Here is a 21,263-nt window from a genome sequence, read left to right as displayed (position 1 = left end):
GGCGCAGGATGGAGGACATGAGCGAACACAAGGCCGTGGTGCGCCCGGCCCGCCCCGAGGACCTGCCGCGCATCGTCGAACTGATCCACGAGCACGTCGCGTACGAGAAGTCGCAGCCCCGCCCGCCGGGACTGGAGGACCGCCTCGGTCCCGTCCTGTTCGCGCCCGACGCACGGGTGTGGGTGCTGCTCGCCGAGACCCCGCAGGGGGAGATCGCCGGATACGCCGCCTGCTCCGAGGAGTTCTCCTTCTGGGACGGCCTGCCCTTCCTGCACCTGGACTGCCTCTACCTCGCGGAGGAGGCGCGCGGGCACGGCCTGGGCGGCGCGCTGATGGACGGCGTGGCCGGCGTCGCCCGCGAGCGGGGCCTCGGGCACGTCGAGTGGCAGACGCCCGACTGGAACGAGGGCGCCATCCGCTTCTACGACCGGCTCGGTGCCACCGGCCGCGCCAAGCGGCGCTACTCCCTCCCGGTGGGCCCGCCCGCTACCGGATGACCGCCGTCAGCCGCTCGCACGCCGCGAGCACCGTCCGGGACTGGTGCTCGACCTGGGTGGCCACCGGCACCCAGCGGGCCTGGAAGCGCGCCGCGAACTCCTCGCACCAGCCGGTGACGAGCCGGTCCAGCCCGGCCGCGGCCGGATGCCGCTGCGCCCGCAGCACCCGCAGCAGCATCGCGGCGGCGCGCAGCGAGAGCCGGCGCCCGAAGGCGTCGATGCTGCCGATGTGGGCCGCCGTGGCCTCGCTGGGAGCCCCCGGGCCGGTCCATTCGGCGGTGACCCGCGGCACCAGCGCCAGGGTCCAGTCCACCGCGCGCAGCAGCGGCGCCACCCCGCCCGGCAGCGGGCAGTCCCGTACCTCGTCCCGTACGGCGGCCACCCGGGCGCAGTCGGCGCTGAGCCGGCCCGCGAACATCCGCAGGGCGCGCCGGGGGTCGGGGTGCGGAGCCGGGTCGTCCACCGAGTCGGAGGCCCACATCGGGACTTCGACGATCGCGGTGGTCCCCGCGTAGCGGTGGACGTGGTACCAGGTGCTGAGCCGGGTGTCCTCGGGGTGGAAGCTCCCGTCGGGTCCGGACCCCGGCTCCGGCATGACGAAGATCCCCGGCCCCGGGGAGGGCCAGCCGGTGGCGTCCGAGGCCCCCGTCTCGACCGGGATGCGCAGCTCGGCGGCCGACTTCGCGAACGGCTCCGCGAGGCCGGGTATGTCCCGGGTGAGCTGCACCCAGGAGCCGCCGAGATCGGTGGCGTGCAGGGAGACCTGGAGGACGGGCCGCAGTTCGTCGATCAGCGCGGTCAGGGCGACGGTCTCGGGTGGCAGCCGGTCCGGGGGCAGTAAAGACGGCGCCCACTCCGGCTGTTCGGGCCCGGGGGGCCGGAAGAAGGCCCGGTGGTACTCCAGGAGCGAGTACGGGCGGGGCGTGCGGTGCAGGGCCGCGCCGTCCGGGTCGGCGCAGAGCAGGAAGTGCCAGCCGCAGCCGTTCGCGGTGGCCGGCTCGGCGATGATGCGGCGGGCCAGGGCGAGCGCCGTCGCCCCGCCGACGGGCTCGTTGGCGTGCGCCCCGGCGACGACGAGTACGTTCTCGTCCGGCCGCGCGGCGCCGACGGACAGCACCCAGAGCGGTTCCCCGCCCCGGGAGAGGCCGGCCCGGCGCAGTCGGGCCCGGGCCGGGTTCTCGACCGACAGGGAGCGTGCGGCCAGGGCGAGTTGGTGCGGAGCGGGGTAGCGCATGTCGCGAAGGAGGGTCACACCTCATGCCATGCCCGCCGCGCCCGTCCCGTACTGCTCCGCGTGCCCCGCAGTTCTCCGAAAATCCGGGAAAAGCCCTGGCCAACGCCTTGCCGGGGGTGATCCGGAGGACCCGGCTCCGGCCGGACTCAGGGGCCCTCGTCGAAGGCCCCCGACTCCACTTCGAGGGCGAGCTGCTGGAGGACCTCGATCGAGGAGAGGTCCGTACGGCCGCCGTCGTGCGCCATGGCGAGACTGGTGAAGGCCAGGCTGAACCCGGCGACCATCGTGTGCAGGGCCGGCCCGAGCGCCTCGGCGACCAGCCGGGCGACCTGCTGGGGGGAGGACTCGGCCGGAACGCTGATCGACGGCAGCATCTCGTTCAGCAACTGGGTGACGACCCCGGCTTCCGCCGCGGGGACCTCCCCGTCCTCCCCGGCCTCGGCCGCCCTGCGGATCTCCTGGGCTTCGGTGAGGATGCCGATGACTCGCTTCAGGACCTCTGCGCGTTCCATCTTCGGAGGGTAACGCCGACGGGGCCGTACGGGTGGCCGATCGCGGTCGCGGTCGCGGACGTGCGACCGCGACCGGCCGACCGCGACCGGCCACCCACGCTCCGGGCGGCTACTCCGCCCGGACCAGGGCCATCGCCGGGACGTCGGCCAGCAGGTGGGACAGCAGCGCCTCCCCCTCGTACGCGCCCTCGCCCAGCAGCGGCGTCCAGCGGCCCGGCGGCAGCGGGAGCGCCGTGTCCCGCCAGCCGCCCTCGGCCGCGAGCCGGTGCGAGAGCCGGGTGGCGACCGCGATCAGGGCGGGCGAGCGGCCGAAGGCCACGCAGTGCCCGGCCGCCGGGCCCCGGGCCGGCAGCGGCCGGTAGCCGGTGAACAGCTCCGGTCGGGTGCGCCGCAGCCGCAGCAGGGCCGCCGACAGGGCCAGTTTCTCCCCCGCCAGGCCGTGCGGGACACCGCCCCCGTCCAGCCGGGCCAGCTCCTCCCGCGGGAAGACCACCGGCCGGCGGTTGTCCGGGTCGACCAGCGCCCGGTACTCGGTCTCCGCCCCCTGGTACACCTCCGGCACCCCGGGCATGGCCAGGTGCAGCACGGTCATGCCGAGCACGTTGGCCCGGGCCGCCCCCGCCAGGTCCGGCGGGAGGTCCACCTCCGGCGGGGCGACGACGGCCCCCTCGTACTCCTCGTCCGGATCGGTCCAGGACGTGCGCAGCGCCGCCTCCCGGGCCCCTTTGAGCAGGGCCGCCGCCAGCCGGGACGCCCGGTCGGGGATCTGCCCCAGGCCCAGCGCGCTCTGCCGCGCCACCCACGCCAGCTGGGGGTCCGGGACGGCGCCGGCTCCCGCCATCAGCTCCGGGGCCTGGGACAGCACCGCGATCCGGGCCCGGACGTCGGCGCTGCGCTTGGTGTCGTGGGTGGACAGCACCGTCCCCGAGCCGGGCCAGTGGCGCTCCAGGTCCGCGCAGTACGCGTGGAACTCCGCGACCGGCACCGCCGGGTCCCCGGGTTCCCCGCCCACCTCCGTCGCCGACAGCAGCGGGGCCCAGCGGTAGAAGGCCCGGTCCTCCAGCGACTTCGCGCGCAGGGCCGCCGAGGTCTGGGCGAAGCGCGCCGCGAACGCGGGATCCCGGCGCAGCAGGTCGCGCACGCCGTCCACCGCGCCGGCCCCGGCCAGTGCGGCCGCCCGCTCCAGGGCCTCGCTCGGCAGGCCCGGGCCGCCCGGATACGGCCGGTAGACCGGGTTGGCGACGAGCAGCTCCACCACCGCCTCGCGCAGTTCCTTGCCGGCCCACCGTTCCAGCGCGGCCAGCTCGGCCGCCAGATCACCGGTCAGCACCTCCCGGGCGCACGCCTCGGCCGTCTCCGCCCAGGAGTCCGCGCCGGTGGACTTGCGGTAGTCCCGGGCCAGCTCGGCGGCCCCGGCGGGGTCGGTGAACACCCCGTCGACCCGGTGCAGCGCGTCGTACCCGGTGGTACCGGCCACCGGCCAGGAGGAGGGCAGCCGTTCGGAGCGGGCCAGGATCTTCTCCACCACCACCCAGCAGCCCGCGCCGGCCTCCGCCCGCAGCCGCCGCAGGTACCCCTCCGGGTCCGCCAGCCCGTCCACGTGGTCGATCCGCAGCCCCTGGAGCACCCCGTCCCGGACCAGCTCCAGGATCTTGACGTGCGTCGCCGCGAAGACCTCCGGGTCCTCCACCCGGACCCCGATGAGGTCCGAGATCGTGAAGAACCGCCGGTAGTTGAGGGAGGTGCGGGCCTCGCGCCAGAACGCCGGCCGGTACCACTGCGCCGCCGCCAGCTCGGGCAGCGGCAGCCCGGCGGTCCCCTCCCGCAGCGGGAACTCGTGGTCCCCGTAGCGCAGCACCTCCCCGTCGACCGCGAGCGACTCCACCTCCAGCGGTCCGGTGAGCACCGGCAGCAGCACCTGCCCGCCGCCGGCCTCCCAGTCGATGTCGAACCAGCGCGCGTACGGCGAGCCGGGTCCCTCCCGCAGCACCTCCCACAGGGGCCGGTTCAGCCGCAGCGGCGAGGGGACCGCCATGTGGTTCGGCACGATGTCGAGGACGAGGCCCAGCCCGTGGCCGCGCGCGGTCCGGGCGAGCGCGCGCAGGCCCGCCTCACCGCCCAGCTCCTCCCGCACCCGGGAGTGGTCGGTGACGTCGTACCCGTGCGTCGAGCCGGGCACCGCCTCCAGGGAGGGCGAGAGGTGCAGATGGGACACGCCGAGCGAGGCGAGGTACGGCACGGCCGCCTCGGCGGCCGCGAAGGGGAACTCGGGACAGAGCTGGATGCGGTAGGTGGATGCCGGCATGGCGACTGTCGGAACGTCAGGTGCCGGTCGGACGCGTTCGTATGACTGGCTCATAAGAACCTAGGTACCCGCCCAACCGGATACCTTGCCCTTGCGCCGCGCATCCGGGTGACCGCACCCCGACGCCGGCCTGGCGGACGGCGGCAGCCCTCAGGCGGCGGGGCGCTGGAGCACCACCAGGGAGCGGCCCGTCAGCGGCACCCGGTCGCCGGCCGCGTACTGCGTACCGGTGCCCGGGGGCAGGACGTCCGGCTTCGCCGTGTCCACCACCAGCAGCCACCGCGCCCCGTGCCCGGCCGGGACGGTGAACTCCTGCGGCTCGGCCCCCGCGTTGAACATCAGCAGGAACGAGTCGTCGGTGATCCGCTCCCCGCGCGAGCCCGGTTCGGAGATCGCCTCGCCGTTGAGGAACACCGTCAGCGACCGCGCGTGCTGCGCCTGCCAGTCGCGGGCCCGCATCTCCTCGCCGTGCGGGGTGAACCAGGCGATGTCCGAGAGCTCGTCGTGCGTGCCCTCCACCGGCCGGCCGTGGAAGAACCGGCGCCGCCGGAACACCGGGTGGTCCCGGCGCAGCCACACCATCTGGCGGGTGAACTCCAGCAGCGCGGGCGCCGGTTTCCCCGGCTCGGGCCAGTTCACCCACGACAGCTCGTTGTCCTGGCAGTAGGCGTTGTTGTTGCCGCCCTGCGTCCGGGCGAACTCGTCCCCGTGGCTGAGCATCGGAACGCCCTGGGAGAGCATCAAGGTCGCCATGAAGTTGCGCATCTGGCGCTCGCGCAGCTCCTGCACCTCCGGATCCTCGGTCGCTCCCTCCACGCCGCAGTTCCAGGACCGGTTGTGGGTCTCGCCGTCCCGGTTCCCCTCGCGATTGGCCTCGTTGTGCTTCTCGTTGTACGAGACCAGGTCGTGCAGGGTGAAACCGTCGTGGCAGGTGGTGAAGTTGATCGAGGCGAGCGGCCGCCGGCCGTCGTCCTGGTAGAGGTCCGAGGAGCCGGTCAGCCGCCCCGCGAACTCCGCGAGCGTGCGCGGCTGCCCCCGCCACAAGTCCCGTACGGTGTCCCGGTACTTGCCGTTCCACTCCGTCCACAGCGGCGGGAAGTTGCCCACCTGGTAGCCGCCCTCGCCCAGGTCCCAGGGCTCCGCGATCAGCTTCACCTGGCTCACCACCGGGTCCTGCTGCACCAGGTCGAAGAACGAAGACAGCCGGTCCACCTCGTGGAACTGCCGGGCAAGCGTGGCCGCGAGGTCGAACCGGAAGCCGTCGACGTGCATCTCGGTGACCCAGTACCGCAGCGAGTCCATGATCAGCTGGAGGACGTGCGGGGACCGCATCAGCAGCGAGTTCCCGGTGCCCGTGGTGTCCATGTAGTGCCGGGGATCGTCCGCCAGCCGGTAGTACGAGGCGTTGTCCAGGCCCCGGAACGACAGCGTCGGCCCCAGGTGGTTGCCCTCGGCCGTGTGGTTGTAGACCACGTCCAGGATCACCTCGATCCCGGCCTCGTGCAGGGCCCGGACCGCCGACTTGAACTCCAGCACCTGCTCGCCCCGGTCGCCGGACGCGTAGCCGTTGTGCGGCGCGAAGAAACCGATGGTGTTGTAGCCCCAGTAGTTGCTCAGGCCGTCGTCGACGAGGCGGTGGTCGTTGACGTACTGGTGCACCGGCATCAGCTCCAGCGCCGTCACCCCGAGCTTGGTGAGGTGCCCGATCACCGCCGGGTGGGCGAGCGCCCCGTACGTGCCCCGCAGCTCCTCCGGGAGCTCCGGGTGACGCATGGTCAGGCCCTTGACGTGGGCCTCGTACAGCACGGTGTGGTGGTACTCGTGGCGCGGCGGCCGGTCGTTGGCCCAGTCGAAGTACGGGTTCACCACGACCGAGGTCATCGTGTGCGGGGCCGAGTCGAGGTCGTTGCGCGAATCCGGCCGGCCGAAGTGGTAGCCGTACACCTCCTCGCCCCACGCCACGCTGCCGCTGATCGCCCGCGCGTACGGGTCCAGCAGCAGTTTGGCCGCGTTGCAGCGCATGCCGTGCTCGGGCTCGTACGGGCCGTGGACGCGGAAGCCGTAGCGCTGGCCGGGCATGACGCCGGGCAGATAGGCGTGCCGGACGAAGGCGTCCGTCTCGCGGAGCTCGACGGCGGTCTCCGAGCCGTCGTCGTGCAGCAGGCACAGCTCGATCCGCCGAGCGGCCTCGGAGTAGACAGCGAAGTTGGTTCCGGCGCCGTCGTACGTGGCACCCAGCGGATACGCCTGTCCCGGCCAGACCTGCATAGATAACGACTCTTCCCTCGGTGTCGGCTGACGTCCCGGCTGATCGGGCATGGACAACGTCTCTGCCAGATCTTCCCCGAAAGGAGGCCGCCACGCGTGGACTTGGGGTGGTTCTACCGGGTGACCCGGACAGCTGATATCCGGGTCAGCGGACTGTCCGCGCATCGGATAATGGGTCAACGGACAGTCGGTGTACGGGCCATCGGGCTGCGTCGGGCCGCACGCGCGGAGTACCCTTCCGTGATCACTGGAGACGGGCGTCCAGACGCAGAAGGCGGTGCACGGGTGAGCTCGGGAGGTCTGGAGCTGCCCCCTGGTGACAGCGGGCACGAGGGTGGCCCGGCGGACGCCCCTGGCAGCGCGCAGGCCGGGGTGCCGGCCGGGGCGGTGTCGCTGGCCCCGCCGGAGCCCGGCAGCGCCCGCGCCGGGGCCGAGCTGGACTGGGGCGCGGACGCCTGGAGCGAGGTACGCACCCGCGCGCAGCGGGCGGGCCGCGCGTACATCTGGCTGAACCTCATCGAACAGCGGCTGCGGGCCGTCGTCGGCGCGGTGCTGCGCCCCATCTACGAGCCCGTGCACGGCCAGGACGACTGGGTGGTGGCGGCGGCCGGGCCCGCCGGGCAGGAGTGGGTCCAGCGGGCGGTGGCCGTACGCGAGGTCAGCCGGCGCAAGGGCTACCTGCTGGACCCGGCCGACGACAACGTGCTGAGCTTCCTGACGCTCCCGCAGCTGCGGGAGCTGATGGTCCAACACTGGCCCTGCTTCGAGCCGTACTTCGACGACCGGCGGGAGATCGAGCTGGCCCTGGACGAGCTGGAGGTCACCCGCAACGTGGTCTCCCGCAACCGGGCCCTGTCGCGGGCGGTCCTGGAGCAGGCGGAGCGGGCCTCGGCGCGGCTGCTGGAGGTGCTGGGCGGCGGGGCGGGCAGCCCGGGGGCGGACCGGCTGCCGATCGACGCCGTCGAGGACCTGGTGGGTGACCGGTACGCGGACGTCATCTCCGTGCACCCCGACCGGGTGCGGCTCCAGCGCCAGCTCCCGGCGGAGGACCTGTTCGGGGGTGCCCGGCGGCTGGACGCCATCGGCATAGGCCTCAACCTGCTGGTCCAGAACTTCTCCGGCCGAAGACTCGTCCGGCTCACGGAGGCCGGCTGCCGGGTGCGGCTGCTGTTCCTGAACCCGGCGAGCAGCGCCGTCAAGCGGCGCGAGCGGGAGCTGGGGCTGCGCAAGGGCGAGCTGAGCCGGTCCGTGGAGATGAACATCCTGCACGTACGGCGGGTACGGGCCGGCCTGCGCGACGCGTCGCGGTTCGAGATCCACGTGTTCGACGAGACGCCGCGCTTCACGGCGTACCTGGTGGAGGGGGAGTCCTCGGGCATCGCGGTGGTCCAGTCGTACCTGCGGCGGGCGCGGGGCATGGAGGCCCCGGTGCTGGTGCTGCGCGGGGGCGGCCGGGGCGTCCCCAAGGACGCCGACCACGGACTTTTCACCACGTACCGGGAGGAATTCGAGTCGGTGTGGGAGGATTCCCGGCCGGTGTCCTGACTGTCAGTGCCCCGTGACAGGCTGTAAGCCGTTGACCGGATGTACGTACGGGGGAGGGACGCCATGGTGGCGTGGCACGGGGGAACGCCGGCGGGGGGCGTGTGATGAGCTGGATCAGCGGGCCGTTGCTCGCCTTCGACCTGGAGACCACCGGCACCGACGTGGAGACCGACCGCATCGTCACGGCGGCGGTCGTGCGGCTGGATCCCGACGGGGCCGTCTCGCGGGAGCGGACCTGGCTGCTCGATCCCGGGGTCGCGATACCGGAGCAGGCGTCGGCGATCCACGGCATCTCGACGGAGCGGGCCCGGCGGCACGGGGTGCCGGCCGCGGCCGCGATCGAGGAGATCGTGCGGGCGATCGCCGGAGGCCTGCGTACGGGGACGCCCCTGGTGGTGATGAACGCCCGCTACGACCTGTCGCTGCTCGACCGTGAATGCCGGCGGTACGCGGTCGAGTCGGTCAGCGAGCGGCTGGGCGACGCGCCGTCGCCCGTCATCGATCCGCTGGTGATCGACAAGCACGTCGACAAGTACCGCAAGGGCAAGCGGGCCCTGCACGCGCTGTGTGCCCACTACGGGGTGCCGCTCGATGACGCGCACGACGCGCGGGCGGACGCGGTGGCCGCCGCCCGGGTGGTGCGGCGCATGGCCGAGCGGCACCGGCCCGTGGGGCTGATGCCGTTGGCCGAGCTGCACGAGCTCCAGGTGCGCGCGGCGGCCGAGCAGTCGGTTTCCCTCCAGGCGTACCTGCGGCGCACCGCGGACCCGGCGGCGGTGGTCGAACCGTCCTGGCCGCTCATCCCGCGCCGGCGCTGACCCCGGCCCAGGCGGCGGGCCTCGGCGCGGGACCCTCAGAAGGGGTGCCAGCGGGTTTCGGGGTCGCCCTCGCGGAGGGAGGCCACGCGGCGGCGGAACTCCGCGAGGGCCGCCGGGTTGGCCGGGGCGTGCTGCGCGACCCAGGCACAGCTGGCCGTCTCGCGCGCGCCGCGCAGCACCGCGCAGCCGGGCCACTCGCGCACGTCCCAGCCGTACGCCGTCACGAACGCCCCGTACGACTCGGCGGGCAGTCCGTACCGGTCGCGGGAGAGGGCCATCACCACCAGGTCGTGCTCGCGCAGATCGGCCGATACGGTCTCCAGGTCCACCAGCACCGGCCCGTCCGGGCCGACGTGCACGTTGCGGGGCAGCGCGTCGCCGTGGATCGGCCCCGGCGGCAAGTGCGGGGTCAGCGCCGCCACCTGGCCGGCGTAGCCGTCGCGGCGGGCCCGCAGGTAAGCGGCGTCCGCCGGGTCGATGGCGGCCCCGGCCAGCCGGAGCCAGCGTTCGACACCGCCCAGCAGGTCCCGCGCCGGCATCGCGAACGGCGGTGCGGGCAGGGCGTGGATCCGCCGCAGGAGGAGCGCCAGGTCCTGCGGGCCCGCCGGGCGGAACGCCGCCGGGAGGCGGTGCCACACCGTCACCGGGTGCCCGTCCACCAGCCGGGCCCGCGGCTCGGCCGCCCGGACCGCCGGCACCCCGTGCGTGGCGAGCCAGTCCGCGACCGCGACCTCCCGTTCGGCCCGCTCCAGCAGCGCCGCCTCCCGGCCCACCTTCACCACCAGGCCGCCGGCCGCGAACACGGCGTTCTCGCCGAAGGCCAGCAGTTCGGCCCCGCCGGTGACGCCCGCCGCCGTCAGTACGCCCCTGGCCCGCGCCTCGTCCATGCCGCTGCCGCCCGTCCCTGTCCGCATCGTCCCCGCACCACGTCACGGCCAGTCTGCCATCCGCCCGGGCAGCCGGACCGCGCCGAGCGCCCCCGCCCCGAGCGTCCGTACCACCGGCACTGTCAGTGGGGCGTCCTATCGTTCGGGGCATGAGCCCTCAGCCCCCAGCACGCACGACCTACGCCGCCCTCCTGCGCGGGATCAACGTCGGCGGGCACAAGAAGGTCCCGATGGCCGAGCTGCGCGCCGTCATGGAGCAGCTCGGCCACGCCGACGTCCGGACGTACCTGCAGAGCGGCAACGCCGTGTTCAGCAGCACCGGACAGGACCCCGACGCGCTCGCCCGGCAGCTGGAGGCCGCCATCGAGGCGCACTTCGGCTTCCGCGTCCCCTGCCTGGTCGTGGACGGCCCGCACCTGCGCGCCGTGGCCGAGGCCTGTCCGTTCCCGGCCGCCGGACTCGAAGGCAAGCAGCTCCACGTCACGTTCCTGTCCGCCCAGCCCTCCCCGGAGCGGTACGCGGCCATCGACGCGCAGGCCTTCCTCCCCGAGGAGTTCCGCCTCGGCGACCGCGCGGTCTACCTCTACGCGCCGGGCGGCCTCGGCACCTCCAAGCTGGGCGAGGCGCTGCACCGCCCCGCCCTCCTCAAGGGCCTCGACGCGACGACCCGCAACTGGAACACCGTCGTCAAGCTGGTCGAACTGACCCGGGATTAGCGGGTGCCCGGCGCCCCGGCCGCGGCGCCGGGCCGTGGATGTGCCAGGCTCGGGACATGCGGTACATCATCATCGGCGCCGGGGCGATCGGCGCGACCATCGGCGGCCGGCTCACCGAAGCGGGCCTGGACGCCGTCCTCGTCGCCCGCGGCGCGCACGCCCAGGCCCTCGCGGCGGACGGGCTGCGGCTCACCACGGCCCGGGGAGAGCGGGTCCACCGGTTGCCCGTCGTCACCGGCCCGGCCGAACTGGGCGAGCTGCGGCCCGATGACGTGCTGCTGCTCGCCGTGAAGACCCAGGACGCGGTCCCGGCGCTCGACGCCTGGGGCGACGCGGAGGTCGCGGGCGGCGGCACGGCGGCGCAGCGCCTGCCGGTGCTGTGCCTGCAGAACGGCGTGGAGAGCGAACGGCTGGCCCTGCGGCGCTTCGCGCGCGTGTACGGGGTGTGCGTCTGGCTGCCCGCCACCTTCCTGGAACCGGGCGTGGTCTCGGCGTTGTGCGCACCGCTGACCGGCATCCTGCACCTGGGCCGGGCGGCCGGGGGAACGGACGCCCGGGTGCGGGCGATCGCCGCCGACCTGGAGAAGGCGGGCTTCGGGGCACCGGTCGTCGAGGACGTGATGCGGTGGAAGTACGCCAAGCTGCTGGGCAACCTCGGCAACGCCATCCAGGCGACGACGGGCCCCGAACCCGCCCCGGCGAAGGCGGCGCTGCTGCTCCGGGCGATCCGCGAGGCGAAGGCGGCGTACGAGGCCGCCGGGATCGGCTACGTCTCGGAGGCCGAGCAGTCGGCGGCCCGCGACGGGAAGGTGGACCAGCCGGCGGGGGTGCGGGGCGGGTCGTCGTGGCAGAGCCTGGCGCGCGGGACCGGCTCGGTGGAGGCGGACTACCTCAACGGGGAGATCTGCCTGTTGGGGCGGTTGCACGGGGTCGCCACGCCGGTGAACGACACCCTGCGGCATGCGGCGAACATCTTCGCGCGGGAAGGGCTGCCGCCGGGGGCGATGTCGGCCGAGGACCTGACGGCCCTGGCCGACGAGGCGGTGGCGCGAGGGTAGCCGCTGCCGGTGCCCCGCCGATCGACGGGCGGGCTCGGTTTGTGCCGGGCGGCGTGGGTGCCCCCGGCGGGCCGGGCGGGGGTCAGGCCGACAGGGGGAGGGCGGTAAGAGGGGAGGCGGCCGCGTCGTAGCGGTGGAGGAGGAGGCGGGCCAGCTCCGGGGCCGCCCCGAGGACGGGTGCCACCAGGTCTGCGCCCGCCGCCTGCGCGCCCTCCGCGATGCGGTCCGGCAGCCGGCCGGGGGCGATGACGTACGGGGCGACCGCGATCCGGCGGAAGCCCTCCGCCCGCAGGGCCCGTACGGCGTCCTCCGTACGGGGCAGCGAGGCGGAGGCGAACGCAGGCCGCACGGCGCACCAACCGGTGTGCCGCCACTCCCGCGCGATTTCAGCGATCACTGCGATCGCCTCCGGGTCCGATGAACCGGCGGACGCGAGCACCACGGCGGTGCCGGCGCGGTCCGCCGGGGTGAGGCCGGCCTCGCGGAGCCGGCGCTCCAGGGCCGCCGTCAGCAGCGGCGACGGCCCGAGCACGTCCGCGACCCGGACCGAGAGGCCCGGGAGGCCGGCCGAGGCCTCCGCGAGCACGGCGGGGATGTCCGTCTTCGCGTGGAACGCCCGGGTGAGCAGCAGCGGGAGCGCCACCACCTCCCGTACCCCCGACCGGTGGAGACGGCCGAGGACCTGCGCCACCGTCGGGGCGTCGAAGTCCAGGAACGCGGTCTCCACGCGCAGCCCGGGCCGCTGCGCCCGGACCCGCCGGGTCAGGGCGTGCACGGTCTCGGCGTGCCGCGGATCACGGCTGCCGTGGGCTATGACGAGGAGGACGGGGGCGCGGAACACGGGACTCAGCCCTTGACCAGCAGGCCGCGGCTGCGCAGCACCCACCGCTCGACCGGGCTGAAGATCAGCAGGTCGATGGCGATGCCGACGATGAGGATCAGGAAGATCGCGAGGAACACGCCCGGCATGTCGATGTTGTTCCGGCCGTTCTCCAGCAACTGTCCGAGACCCAGCCCCAGGTCGGGGGAGGACGCGATGATCTCGGCGGCCATCAGCGAGCGCCACGAGAAGGCCCAGCCCTGCTTGAGACCGGCGAGGTAGCCCGGCAGCGCCGCGGGCAGCACCACGTGCCAGGTGCCCCTGAGCCCCGTGGCGCCCATCGTCCGGCCGGCCCGCAGGAACAGCGGCGGGACCTGGTCGACGCCCGACACCAGGCCGTTGGCGATGGACGGGACCGCGCCGAGCAGGATGACGGCGTACATCATCGAGTCGTTAAGGCCGAGCCAGATCACCGCCGGCGGCACCCAGGCCACCGAGGGCAGCGACTGCAGGCCGGACAGGATCGGGCCGATGGCGGCGCGGACGAACTTCACCCGCGAGACCAGCAGCCCGAGCGGGGTGCCGATGGCCAGGGCCAGCAGGAAGCCGAGCAGACCGCGCGAGACGCTGGTCCAGATGACGTCCAGCAGGGTGCCCTTGAGCCACATGCCGGTCAGGCCGTCCCACACCGCGGACGGCGCCGGCAGCTTGGTCGCGTCGGCGACCTGCGCCGAGACGAGGACCTGCCAGACGGCGAGGACCAGGCCGACGGCCACGAGAGGCGGCAGGACCTTCTTGACGAGGACCTCACGGACCGGGGTGCGGTGGGTCTGGACCGCGTCGAGCGCGTCCAGGCCGGCCTCCAGGCCCGCCAGGTCGTCCGTACCGTCGGCCTTGCCCTTGGGCTTGATGTCAGTGCTGGCCATGGCGGCGGATCTCCCCACGCAGGTGTTCAGTGATCTCCAGGGACAGTTCCGCGACGTCCGCGTCCTCGATGCGGCGCGGCTGCGGGATGTCCACGGTCCATTCCTTCGCGACCCGGCCGGGCCGCGAGGACAGCAGGACCACGCGCTGGGCGAGGCGCACGGCCTCGCGGACGTTGTGCGTGACGAACAGGACGGAGAGGCCGGTCTCCGCCCAGATCCGGGTCAGCTCGCCGTGCAGCACGTCCCGGGTGATGGCGTCCAGCGCCGCGAACGGCTCGTCCATCAGCAGCAGCCGGCTGTCCTGGGCCAGGGCGCGGGCCAGGGCCACGCGCTGGCGCATGCCGCCCGACAGCTCGTGGACCCGCTTGCCGTACGCCCCGCCGAGCCGGACCAGCTCCAGCAGCCGCTCCGCCTCCGGCTTGCGGTCGGCCTTGGCCACCCCGCGCAGCCGCAGGGCCAGTTCGATGTTCTTGCCCGCGGTGAGCCAGGGGAACAGCGCGTGCTCCTGGAACATCAGCGCGGGGCGGCCGGCGGTCTCGATGCTGCCCGCGCTGGGCTTGTCGAGACCGGCGACCAGGTTGAGCAGGGTGGACTTGCCGCACCCCGAGGCCCCCAGGAGGGTGACGAACTCGCCGGGAGCGACATCGAGGCTGATGTCGTCCAGGACGAGCTGCGATCCGGCCGGGCCGGGGAAGGACTTCGAGACGTGCTCGATGCGCGCGGCGTGCGTCCGCTCCGCGACCGCGCCCTCGGCAGCCTTGGCAAACGTGGTGGCCATGGTCGTCACCTCCTGGGGGATTCGGGTTACGGGCTTACTTGACGCCGAGACCGGCGTCGGAGACCTCGGGCTTGCCGGCGGCCTTGAGCACCTTGTTCAGGAGCGTCAGGTCGTAGATGCCGGTCAGGTCGGGCTGCTCGATGAGCTTGGCCTTGACCGCCCAGTCGGACTCCGTCTTGAGGGTGCTCGCCAGCGGGTCGTCGGTGACGAGGATGCTCGGCCACGCCGGGTCGATCACCTTCGCGTCGAGCGGCTTGCCGCCGTCCGCCGCCAGCTTCGCGTTGGCGGACGCCTTGGCCTTCTCCGGGTTGGCGTTGATCCACTCATTGGTCTTCACCGTGCCCCTGAGGACGGCCTCGACCACGTCCGCGTGCTCCTTGAGGAACTTCTGCGACACGATGACGTTCGTGATCACGAACTTCTTGTCGGGCCACAGGGAGGTCTCGTCGAGGAGGACGGAGCCGCCGTCGGAGACCAGCTTGGAGGCCGTGGGCTCGGGCACCCAGGCGCCGTCGATCGAACCCTGCTTGAAGGCGTCCGGGGTCACCTTGTTGTCCGTACGGACGACGGAGACGTCACCCTTGCCGGACTCGGGGTCGACCGACCAGCCCTTCTGGGCGATCCAGTTGAGGAACGCGACGTCCTGCGTGTTCCCCTTCTGCGGGGTGGCGATCTTCTTGCCCTTGAGGTCGTCCAGGGTCTTGATCTTGTCCGGGTTCACCACCAGCTTGACGCCGCCCGAGGCGGAACCGGAGATGATCCGCAGGTTGGAGCCCTTGGACTTCACGTAGCCGTTGATCGACGGCGAGGGGCCGATGAAGCCGATGTCGAGAGAGCCGCCGTTCAGGGCCTCGATCTCGGACGGACCGGCGTTGAAGGTCTGCGGCTTGACCGTCGTGCCGCCGAGCTCCTTGGCGATCAGGCCCTCCTGGAGGCCGACCAGGGCGGTGGCGTGGGTCAGGTTCGGGAAGTACCCGATGCGGACCTCGGAGGCGGAGAGCTTCTTGGCGTCGGCCGCAGGGACGGCGGTGGTCTTCGCGTCGTCCTTCTTCGCCTCGGAGCCGTAGCCGCAGGAGGCGAGCCCACCGATCAGGAGCGGCAGGGCGGCGGCGGCGACGACGCCGCGGCGAAGGGTCTTACGGGCGGGGGTACCGGTGGCAGGCACGGAAGGGCTTCCTCTCGGAGCGCCGTGGGATCACGGCGCGGGTCTTCGTCGGTGGAGCGAGGGCGGGTACGGCTGGTGGGGGGTGTGGGCGCGCAGGCAGTGCGCGTACGTCATCGCGCACATCGCGCCACCCCTCCCTGGCCGCTGCCGAGACGGCCGCTGCCGATGCGGCCGCCCTCCTTGGCGAAGCCGGCGTAGATGTCGGTGAGCATGGGTTAGAAGTCCCACCCTTCGTCGTCCGCCTGGACGGCCCGGGCCTCGTCGGCGTGCGCGGCGAACGCCTGGCCGGCCATGCCGGCCGCCAGGGTGGTCCCGTCCGCCGGGTCGATCAGCAGGAAGGAACCGGTGCGGCGCGAGTCGGCGTACGCGTCGAGCGCCAGCGGCTCGGCGGTACGGACGACGACCCGGCCGATGTCGTTGGCGACCAGCTGCCCGGGGGCCGGGTGCTGGGACAGGTCGTCCAGGGTCAGCCGCGAGGGGATCTCCTTGACGATCGCCTTGACGGTCCGCGTGGTGTGCTTCAGCAGCACCCGGGCGCCGACCGACAGGGGCTGGTCCGCGACGTGGCACACCGTCGCCTCGACGTCCTGCGTGGTGGCCGGGGCGCTCGCGGACGGGGCGATCAGATCGCCGCGCGAGATGTCGATGTCGTCCCGCAGCCGCAGCGTCACCGACTGCGGCGCCCACGCGATGTCGACGCTCTCGCCGAGCGCGTCTATGCCCTCGATGACCGAGGTGCGGCCCGACGGCAGCACCGTGACTGCCTCGCCGACGCGCAGCACGCCGGAGGCGATCTGGCCCGCGTAGCCGCGGTAGTCGGGGTGCTGGGCGGTCTGCGGCCGGATCACGTACTGGACCGGGAAGCGGGCCGGGCAGGCGGTCAGGTCGTGGCTGACCGGGACCGTCTCCAGGTGCTCCAGCACCGTCGGGCCGCCGTACCAGTCCATGTGCGCCGAGGGCTCCACGACGTTGTCGCCGGCCAGGGCCGAGATCGGGATCGCGGTGATCTCGGGGACGCCCAGGTCGGAGGCGTACGCGGTGAACTCCTCGGCGATCTCCGCGAAGACCGCCTCCGCGTAGCCGACGAGGTCCATCTTGTTGACGGCGAGGACCACGTGCGGCACGCGCAGCAGGGCCGCGACGGCCGCGTGCCGGCGGGTCTGCTCGATGACGCCGTTGCGGGCGTCGACGAGGACCACGGCCAGGTCGGCGGTGGACGCCCCGGTGACCATGTTGCGGGTGTACTGCACGTGCCCGGGGGTGTCGGCGAGGATGAACCGGCGCCGGGCGGTGGCGAAGTAGCGGTAGGCCACGTCGATGGTGATGCCCTGCTCCCGCTCGGCGCGCAGGCCGTCGGTGAGCAGCGCGAGGTCGGGTGCGTCCTGCCCGCGCCGGGCGGAGACGGCCTCCACGGCCTCCAGCTGGTCCGTCAGGACCGACTTGGAGTCGTGCAGCAGCCGCCCGACCAGCGTGGACTTGCCGTCGTCGACGGAGCCGGCGGTCGCGAAGCGCAGCAGCGTGGTCGCCGACACGTCGGCGAACTGCTCGGTGGTGGAGGTCATGGCTAGAAGTACCCTTCGCGCTTGCGGTCTTCCATCGCGGCCTCGGACATCTTGTCGTCGGCGCGGGTCGCGCCCCGCTCGGTGAGCCGGGAGGCGGCGATCTCGGCGATCACGGCGTCCAGCGTGGTGGCGTCGGAGTCGACGGCGCCGGTGCAGGACATGTCACCGACGGTGCGGTAGCGGATGAGCCGCTTCTCGGGCGTCTCGTCCTCCTTCGGACCGCCCCACTCGCCGGCCGTCAGCCACATGCCGTTCCGCTTGAACACCTCGCGCTCGTGGGCGAAGTAGATCTGCGGCAGCTCGATGCCCTCACGGGCGATGTACTGCCACACGTCCAGCTCGGTCCAGTTGGAGAGCGGGAAGACGCGCACGTGCTCGCCCGGGGCGTGCCGGCCGTTGTACAGCTGCCACAGCTCGGGGCGCTGGCGGCGCGGGTCCCACTGGGAGAACTCGTCGCGCAGGGAGAAGACGCGCTCCTTGGCGCGGGCCTTCTCCTCGTCGCGGCGGCCGCCGCCGAAGACGGCGTCGAACTTCAGCCGCTGGATCGCCTCGGTCAGCGGAACCGTCTGGAGCGGGTTGCGGGTGCCGTCCGGCCGCTCGCGCAGCTTGCCGGCGTCGATGTACTCCTGGACGGAGGCCACGTGCAGGCGCAGGCCGTGCTCCGCGACCGTGCGGTCGCGGTACTCCAGCACCTCGGGGAAGTTGTGCCCCGTGTCGACGTGCAGCAGCGTGAAGGGCACCGGCGCGGGCGCGAAGGCCTTGAGCGCCAGGTGCAGCATGACGATGGAGTCCTTGCCGCCGGAGAACAGGATCACCGGCTTCTCGAACTCGCCCGCCACCTCGCGGAAGATGTGCACGGCCTCCGATTCGAGGGCGTCGAGGTGGGACAGCGCGTAGGGAGCGTCGGTCCCGTCGTGCAGGTGGGCGACGGTCGTCATGCCAGACCCCTCTCGGTGAGCAGCGCGTACAGGGCCGAAGCCGACTCCTGCACCGACTGCGTGTGCGACTCGATCCGCAGGTCCGGGGAGACCGGAGCCTCGTACGGGTCGTCGACCCCGGTCAGCCCGGAGAGCTCGCCCGCCGCCTGCTTGGCGTACAGGCCCTTCACGTCGCGCTCGGAGCAGACCTCGACCGGAGTGGCCACGTGGACCTCCAGGTAGGCGGTGCCTTCGGCCGCGTGCCGCTTGGCGACGGCCTCGCGGCTGTCGGCGAACGGCGCGATCACCGGGACCAGCGCCTTGACGCCGTTGCTCGCGAGGAGCTCGGCGACGAAGCCGATCCGCTGCACGTTGGTGTGCCGGTCCGCCCGGCTGAAGCCCAGCCCGGCGGAGAGGAACTCGCGGATCTCGTCGCCGTCGAGGACCTCCACGCGGTGGCCCTCGGCGCGCAGCCGCTCGGCCAGCGCGTACGCGATGGTGGTCTTGCCCGCGCTCGGCAGCCCGGTCAGCCACACGGTGGCACCCTGGTCGCTCACGCTCATCGTTCTCGTCTCCGTCGGTTCGTTCACTGCTTCGAGGTCCGTCATCAGCCGTGCAGTCCGCACTCGGTCTTCGCCCGCCCGGCCCAGCGGCCGGCCCGCGCGTCCTCGCCCTCCGCCACCCGGCGGGTGCAGGGGGCGCAGCCGACGGAGGCGTAGCCGTCCATCAGCAGCGGGTTGGTGAGCACGCCGTGCTCCGCGACGTACGCGTCCACGTCGTCCTGCGTCCAGCGCGCGATCGGCGAGACCTTGATCTTCTGCCGCTTCTCGTCCCAGCCGACCACCGGGGTGTTCGCCCGGGTCGGGGACTCGTCGCGGCGCAGGCCCGTCGCCCACGCCTCGTACCCGGCCAGGCCCTCTTCCAGCGGCTTGACCTTGCGCAGCGCGCAGCACAGGTCCGGGTCCCGGTCGTGCAGCCCGGGGCCGTACTGGGCGTCCTGCTCGGCGACGCTCTGGCGCGGGGTGAGGGTGATGACGTTGACGTCCATCACCGCCTCGACCGCGTCCCGGGTGCCGATGGTCTCCTCGAAGTGGTAGCCGGTGTCGAGGAAGACCACGTCCACGCCGGGGAAGGCGCGGGACGCCAGGTGGGCGACGACCGCGTCCTCCATCGAGGAGGTGACGGCGAACTTCCTGCCGAAGGTCTCGGCGGCCCAGGTGAGGATCTCCAGCGCGGAGGCGTCCTCCAGGTCCCGGCCCGCCTGCTCGGCCAGCGACTTGAGGTCCCGTGTGTGCTGAGTCGTCATCATTTGTCTTCCCCTCCAGGCTGGTCCGACCGAACGCCCCGGGCCAGCAGCCCGAGGTACTTCAGCTGGAAGGCTCGGTTGCAGGCCCGGCATTCCCAGGCGCCGTGACCCGTCTCGTGGGGGAACAGGTCCTCGTCGCCGCAGTACGGGCAGTAGAACGGTGCGGCGCGCTCGCTCACGACAGGCTCTCGTCGCTCGCGCGGCCGACCCAGGCGGCGAAGCGCTCGCCGTCCTCGCGCTCCTCCTGGAAGCGCGTGACGACCCGCTCCACGTAGTCCGGCAGGCCGGCCGAGGTGACCTTGAGGCCGCGGACCTTGCGGCCGAAGCCAGCCTCCAGGCCGAGCGCGCCGCCGAGGTGCACCTGGTAGCCCTCGACCTGGTTGCCGTCCTCGTCCAGGACCAGCTGTCCCTTGAGACCGATGTCCGCCACCTGGATACGGGCGCACGCGTTGGGGCAGCCGTTGATGTTGATGGTGATCGGCTCGGCGAAGTCGGGCAGGCGGCGCTCCAGTTCGTCGATCAGCGAAGCGCCGCGGGCCTTCGTCTCCACGATGGCCAGCTTGCAGAACTCGATGCCGGTGCAGGCCATCGTGCCGCGGCGGAACGGGGACGGCTTGACCCGCAGGTCCAGCGCCTCCAGGGCCTCGACCACGGAGTCGACCCGGTCCTCCTCGATGTCCAGCACGATCATCTTCTGCTCGGCGGTGGTGCGCAGGCGGCCGGAGCCGTGCTGCTCGGCCACGTCCGCGATCTTGGTCAGGGTGGCGCCGTCGACCCGGCCGACGCGGGGCGCGAAGCCCACGTAGAACCGGCCGTCCTGCTGGCGGTGCACGCCGACGTGGTCGCGCCACTGGCCGGTGGGCTGCTCGGGCGCCGGGCCGTCGGTGAGCTTGCGCTTCAGGTACTCGTCCTCCAGCACCTGGCGGAACTTGGCCGCGCCCCAGTCGGCGACGAGGAACTTCAGCCGGGCGCGGGTGCGCAGCCGGCGGTAGCCGTAGTCGCGGAAGATCGAGATGACGCCCTCGTAGACGTCCGGGACCTCGTCCAGCGAGACCCAGGTGCCCAGGCGCACGCCCAGCTTGGGGTTGGTCGAGAGGCCGCCGCCCACCCACACGTCGAAACCGGGGCCGTGCTCGGGGTGGTTCACGCCCACGAAGGCGATGTCGTTGATCTCGTGCGCCACGTCGAGCAGCGGCGAGCCGGAGATGGCGGACTTGAACTTGCGCGGCAGGTTGGAGAAGGCCGGGTTGCCCACGATGCGGCGGTAGATCTCGTCGATGGCGGGCGTGCCGTCGATGATCTCGTCCTGGGCGATGCCGGCGACGGGCGAGCCGAGGATGACGCGGGGCGTGTCACCGCAGGCCTCGGTGGTGGAGAGGCCGACGGCCTCCAGCCGGCGCCAGATCTCCGGGACGTCCTCGATCCGGATCCAGTGGTACTGCACGTTCTGCCGGTCCGTGAGGTCGGCGGTGCCGCGGGCGAACTCCTCGGAGATCTCGCCGATGACGCGCAGCTGCTCGGTGGTCAGCCGGCCGCCGTCGATGCGCACGCGCAGCATGAAGTACTTGTCGTCCAGCTCCTCCGGCTCCAGGATCGCGGTCTTGCCGCCGTCGATCCCGGGCTTGCGCTGGGTGTACAGGCCCCACCAGCGCATGCGGCCGCGCAGGTCGTTGGGGTCGATCGAGTCGAAGCCGGTCTTGGAGTAGATCGTCTCGATGCGTGTCCGCACGTTGAGACCGTCGTCGTCCTTTTTGAACTGCTCGTTGCCGTTGAGGGGGGTGTGGTGTCCGACGGCCCACTGGCCCTCACCGCGGTGACGGCCGGTCTTGCGGCGCGCGGCGGCTGCGGGCGCGGCGGCTGCGGGCGTTTCGGGGGTGGCGGCCATGGCGGTACGTCCTTCTTCGGCGGCTCAAAGGCGTGGTCAGGGGGAGCGGCGGCGTGACCCCTGC

The 21,263-nt window shown here is 73.0% G+C and carries 20 protein-coding genes; 5 read left to right on the top strand and 15 right to left on the bottom strand.

Annotated elements, in window-relative coordinates; translation table 11 throughout:
* Positions 1–17 precede the first annotated feature (17 nt).
* On the top strand, positions 18–497 hold the full coding sequence (locus ACZ4M3_RS23475) for a GNAT family N-acetyltransferase (protein ID WP_467735618.1): 480 nt from the start codon (positions 18–20) through the stop codon (positions 495–497).
* On the opposite strand, the gene ACZ4M3_RS23470 is transcribed toward ACZ4M3_RS23475, so the two are convergent.
* The 4 genes from ACZ4M3_RS23470 to glgX all read right to left on the bottom strand — a co-directional run bounded on the left by ACZ4M3_RS23470 (position 487) and on the right by glgX (position 6,816).
* Positions 487–1,749: a M14 family zinc carboxypeptidase gene (locus ACZ4M3_RS23470; RefSeq protein ID WP_467735616.1), complete on the bottom strand. Its 1,263-nt coding sequence runs from the start codon at positions 1,747–1,749 to the stop codon at positions 487–489. The genes ACZ4M3_RS23475 and ACZ4M3_RS23470 overlap by 11 nt on opposite strands.
* A 128-nt stretch (positions 1,750–1,877) precedes the next feature.
* The gene (locus tag ACZ4M3_RS23465; RefSeq protein WP_467735614.1) at positions 1,878–2,243 is read right to left on the bottom strand and encodes a hypothetical protein; all 366 of its coding nucleotides are present in this window, start codon (positions 2,241–2,243) and stop codon (positions 1,878–1,880) included.
* 109 nt (positions 2,244–2,352) lie between these two features.
* Positions 2,353–4,548 carry a malto-oligosyltrehalose synthase gene (gene treY / locus ACZ4M3_RS23460; RefSeq protein WP_467735612.1) on the bottom strand — a complete coding sequence of 732 codons (2,196 nt, stop codon included), beginning with the start codon at positions 4,546–4,548 and terminating at the stop codon, positions 2,353–2,355.
* A gap of 150 nt (positions 4,549–4,698) precedes the next feature.
* Entirely contained in the window at positions 4,699–6,816 is a 2,118-nt protein-coding gene (glgX, locus tag ACZ4M3_RS23455) for a glycogen debranching protein GlgX (RefSeq protein WP_467735610.1), read from the bottom strand.
* Between the two features lie 285 nt (positions 6,817–7,101).
* Here glgX and ACZ4M3_RS23450 point away from each other — a divergent pair, with 285 nt between their 5' ends.
* Together ACZ4M3_RS23450 and ACZ4M3_RS23445 are read left to right on the top strand one after the other, a co-directional pair.
* Complete coding sequence (locus ACZ4M3_RS23450) at positions 7,102–8,361, top strand: SAV2148 family HEPN domain-containing protein (protein WP_467735608.1); 1,260 nt, start codon at positions 7,102–7,104, stop codon at positions 8,359–8,361.
* A 104-nt stretch (positions 8,362–8,465) separates the two neighbouring features.
* Entirely contained in the window at positions 8,466–9,179 is a 714-nt protein-coding gene (locus tag ACZ4M3_RS23445; protein WP_467735606.1) for an exonuclease domain-containing protein, read from the top strand.
* Positions 9,180–9,214: 35 nt separating this feature from the next.
* Here ACZ4M3_RS23445 and ACZ4M3_RS23440 read toward each other — a convergent pair whose 3' ends face one another.
* Complete coding sequence (locus tag ACZ4M3_RS23440) at positions 9,215–10,066, bottom strand: phosphotransferase enzyme family protein (RefSeq protein ID WP_467736039.1); 852 nt, start codon at positions 10,064–10,066, stop codon at positions 9,215–9,217.
* 149 nt (positions 10,067–10,215) lie between these two features.
* Between ACZ4M3_RS23440 and ACZ4M3_RS23435 the strand changes: the two genes are divergently transcribed.
* Together ACZ4M3_RS23435 and ACZ4M3_RS23430 are read left to right on the top strand one after the other, a co-directional pair.
* A complete protein-coding gene (locus ACZ4M3_RS23435) occupies positions 10,216–10,782 on the top strand; it encodes a DUF1697 domain-containing protein (RefSeq protein WP_467735604.1) in 567 nt (188 codons plus the stop codon).
* Positions 10,783–10,838: 56 nt separating this feature from the next.
* Positions 10,839–11,840: a ketopantoate reductase family protein gene (locus ACZ4M3_RS23430; RefSeq protein WP_467735602.1), complete on the top strand. Its 1,002-nt coding sequence runs from the start codon at positions 10,839–10,841 to the stop codon at positions 11,838–11,840.
* An 82-nt stretch (positions 11,841–11,922) separates the two neighbouring features.
* Here ACZ4M3_RS23430 and ACZ4M3_RS23425 read toward each other — a convergent pair whose 3' ends face one another.
* The 10 genes from ACZ4M3_RS23425 to ACZ4M3_RS23380 form a co-directional block, all read right to left on the bottom strand.
* Positions 11,923–12,681, bottom strand: coding sequence for a sirohydrochlorin chelatase (locus ACZ4M3_RS23425; RefSeq protein ID WP_467735600.1), 759 nt, complete (start codon positions 12,679–12,681; stop codon positions 11,923–11,925).
* Between the two features lie 5 nt (positions 12,682–12,686).
* Complete coding sequence (locus ACZ4M3_RS23420) at positions 12,687–13,586, bottom strand: ABC transporter permease (RefSeq protein WP_467735598.1); 900 nt, start codon at positions 13,584–13,586, stop codon at positions 12,687–12,689.
* Positions 13,573–14,364 carry an ABC transporter ATP-binding protein gene (locus ACZ4M3_RS23415; RefSeq protein WP_467735596.1) on the bottom strand — a complete coding sequence of 264 codons (792 nt, stop codon included), beginning with the start codon at positions 14,362–14,364 and terminating at the stop codon, positions 13,573–13,575. The genes ACZ4M3_RS23420 and ACZ4M3_RS23415 overlap by 14 nt, the downstream gene beginning before the upstream one ends.
* 34 nt (positions 14,365–14,398) lie before the next feature.
* A complete protein-coding gene (locus ACZ4M3_RS23410) occupies positions 14,399–15,529 on the bottom strand; it encodes an aliphatic sulfonate ABC transporter substrate-binding protein (protein WP_467735594.1) in 1,131 nt (376 codons plus the stop codon).
* Between the two features lie 215 nt (positions 15,530–15,744).
* Entirely contained in the window at positions 15,745–17,091 is a 1,347-nt protein-coding gene (locus ACZ4M3_RS23405; protein ID WP_467735592.1) for a sulfate adenylyltransferase subunit 1, read from the bottom strand.
* Positions 17,092–17,093: 2 nt separating this feature from the next.
* Complete coding sequence (cysD, locus tag ACZ4M3_RS23400) at positions 17,094–18,029, bottom strand: sulfate adenylyltransferase subunit CysD (protein ID WP_467735591.1); 936 nt, start codon at positions 18,027–18,029, stop codon at positions 17,094–17,096.
* Positions 18,026–18,571 carry an adenylyl-sulfate kinase gene (gene cysC, locus ACZ4M3_RS23395; RefSeq protein ID WP_467735590.1) on the bottom strand — a complete coding sequence of 182 codons (546 nt, stop codon included), beginning with the start codon at positions 18,569–18,571 and terminating at the stop codon, positions 18,026–18,028. Before cysC ends, cysD begins: the two co-directional genes overlap by 4 nt.
* Before the next feature lie 44 nt (positions 18,572–18,615).
* Entirely contained in the window at positions 18,616–19,317 is a 702-nt protein-coding gene (locus tag ACZ4M3_RS23390; protein ID WP_467735589.1) for a phosphoadenylyl-sulfate reductase, read from the bottom strand.
* The gene (locus ACZ4M3_RS23385) at positions 19,314–19,493 is read right to left on the bottom strand and encodes a hypothetical protein (RefSeq protein WP_467735588.1); all 180 of its coding nucleotides are present in this window, start codon (positions 19,491–19,493) and stop codon (positions 19,314–19,316) included. The genes ACZ4M3_RS23390 and ACZ4M3_RS23385 overlap by 4 nt, the downstream gene beginning before the upstream one ends.
* Positions 19,490–21,199 (bottom strand): nitrite/sulfite reductase, encoded by a 1,710-nt coding sequence (locus tag ACZ4M3_RS23380; RefSeq protein ID WP_467735587.1) that lies wholly within the window; start codon positions 21,197–21,199, stop codon positions 19,490–19,492. The genes ACZ4M3_RS23385 and ACZ4M3_RS23380 overlap by 4 nt, the downstream gene beginning before the upstream one ends.
* Between the last annotated feature and the right edge of the window lie 64 nt (positions 21,200–21,263).

Source organism: Streptomyces sp. NPDC026522 (assembly GCF_055567555.1).
This window is presented reverse-complemented; position numbering and strand designations above follow the sequence as displayed.

What these genes read in the sequence shown, in the direction of transcription:
- treY (WP_467735612.1), bottom strand. Translation starts at nt 4,548, where the DNA reads ATGCCGGCATCCACCTACCGCATCCAGCTCTGTCCCGAGTTCCCCTTC.
- ACZ4M3_RS23440 (WP_467736039.1), bottom strand. Translation starts at nt 10,066, where the DNA reads ATGGACGAGGCGCGGGCCAGGGGCGTACTGACGGCGGCGGGCGTCACC.
- cysD (WP_467735591.1), bottom strand. Translation starts at nt 18,029, where the DNA reads ATGACGACCGTCGCCCACCTGCACGACGGGACCGACGCTCCCTACGCG.
- ACZ4M3_RS23415 (WP_467735596.1), bottom strand. Translation starts at nt 14,364, where the DNA reads ATGGCCACCACGTTTGCCAAGGCTGCCGAGGGCGCGGTCGCGGAGCGG.
- ACZ4M3_RS23420 (WP_467735598.1), bottom strand. Translation starts at nt 13,586, where the DNA reads ATGGCCAGCACTGACATCAAGCCCAAGGGCAAGGCCGACGGTACGGAC.
- ACZ4M3_RS23390 (WP_467735589.1), bottom strand. Translation starts at nt 19,317, where the DNA reads ATGATGACGACTCAGCACACACGGGACCTCAAGTCGCTGGCCGAGCAG.
- ACZ4M3_RS23445 (WP_467735606.1), top strand. Translation starts at nt 8,466, where the DNA reads ATGAGCTGGATCAGCGGGCCGTTGCTCGCCTTCGACCTGGAGACCACC.
- cysC (WP_467735590.1), bottom strand. Translation starts at nt 18,571, where the DNA reads ATGAGCGTGAGCGACCAGGGTGCCACCGTGTGGCTGACCGGGCTGCCG.
- ACZ4M3_RS23405 (WP_467735592.1), bottom strand. Translation starts at nt 17,091, where the DNA reads ATGACCTCCACCACCGAGCAGTTCGCCGACGTGTCGGCGACCACGCTG.
- ACZ4M3_RS23380 (WP_467735587.1), bottom strand. Translation starts at nt 21,199, where the DNA reads ATGGCCGCCACCCCCGAAACGCCCGCAGCCGCCGCGCCCGCAGCCGCC.
- ACZ4M3_RS23475 (WP_467735618.1), top strand. Translation starts at nt 18, where the DNA reads ATGAGCGAACACAAGGCCGTGGTGCGCCCGGCCCGCCCCGAGGACCTG.
- ACZ4M3_RS23430 (WP_467735602.1), top strand. Translation starts at nt 10,839, where the DNA reads ATGCGGTACATCATCATCGGCGCCGGGGCGATCGGCGCGACCATCGGC.
- ACZ4M3_RS23465 (WP_467735614.1), bottom strand. Translation starts at nt 2,243, where the DNA reads ATGGAACGCGCAGAGGTCCTGAAGCGAGTCATCGGCATCCTCACCGAA.
- ACZ4M3_RS23435 (WP_467735604.1), top strand. Translation starts at nt 10,216, where the DNA reads ATGAGCCCTCAGCCCCCAGCACGCACGACCTACGCCGCCCTCCTGCGC.
- glgX (WP_467735610.1), bottom strand. Translation starts at nt 6,816, where the DNA reads ATGCAGGTCTGGCCGGGACAGGCGTATCCGCTGGGTGCCACGTACGAC.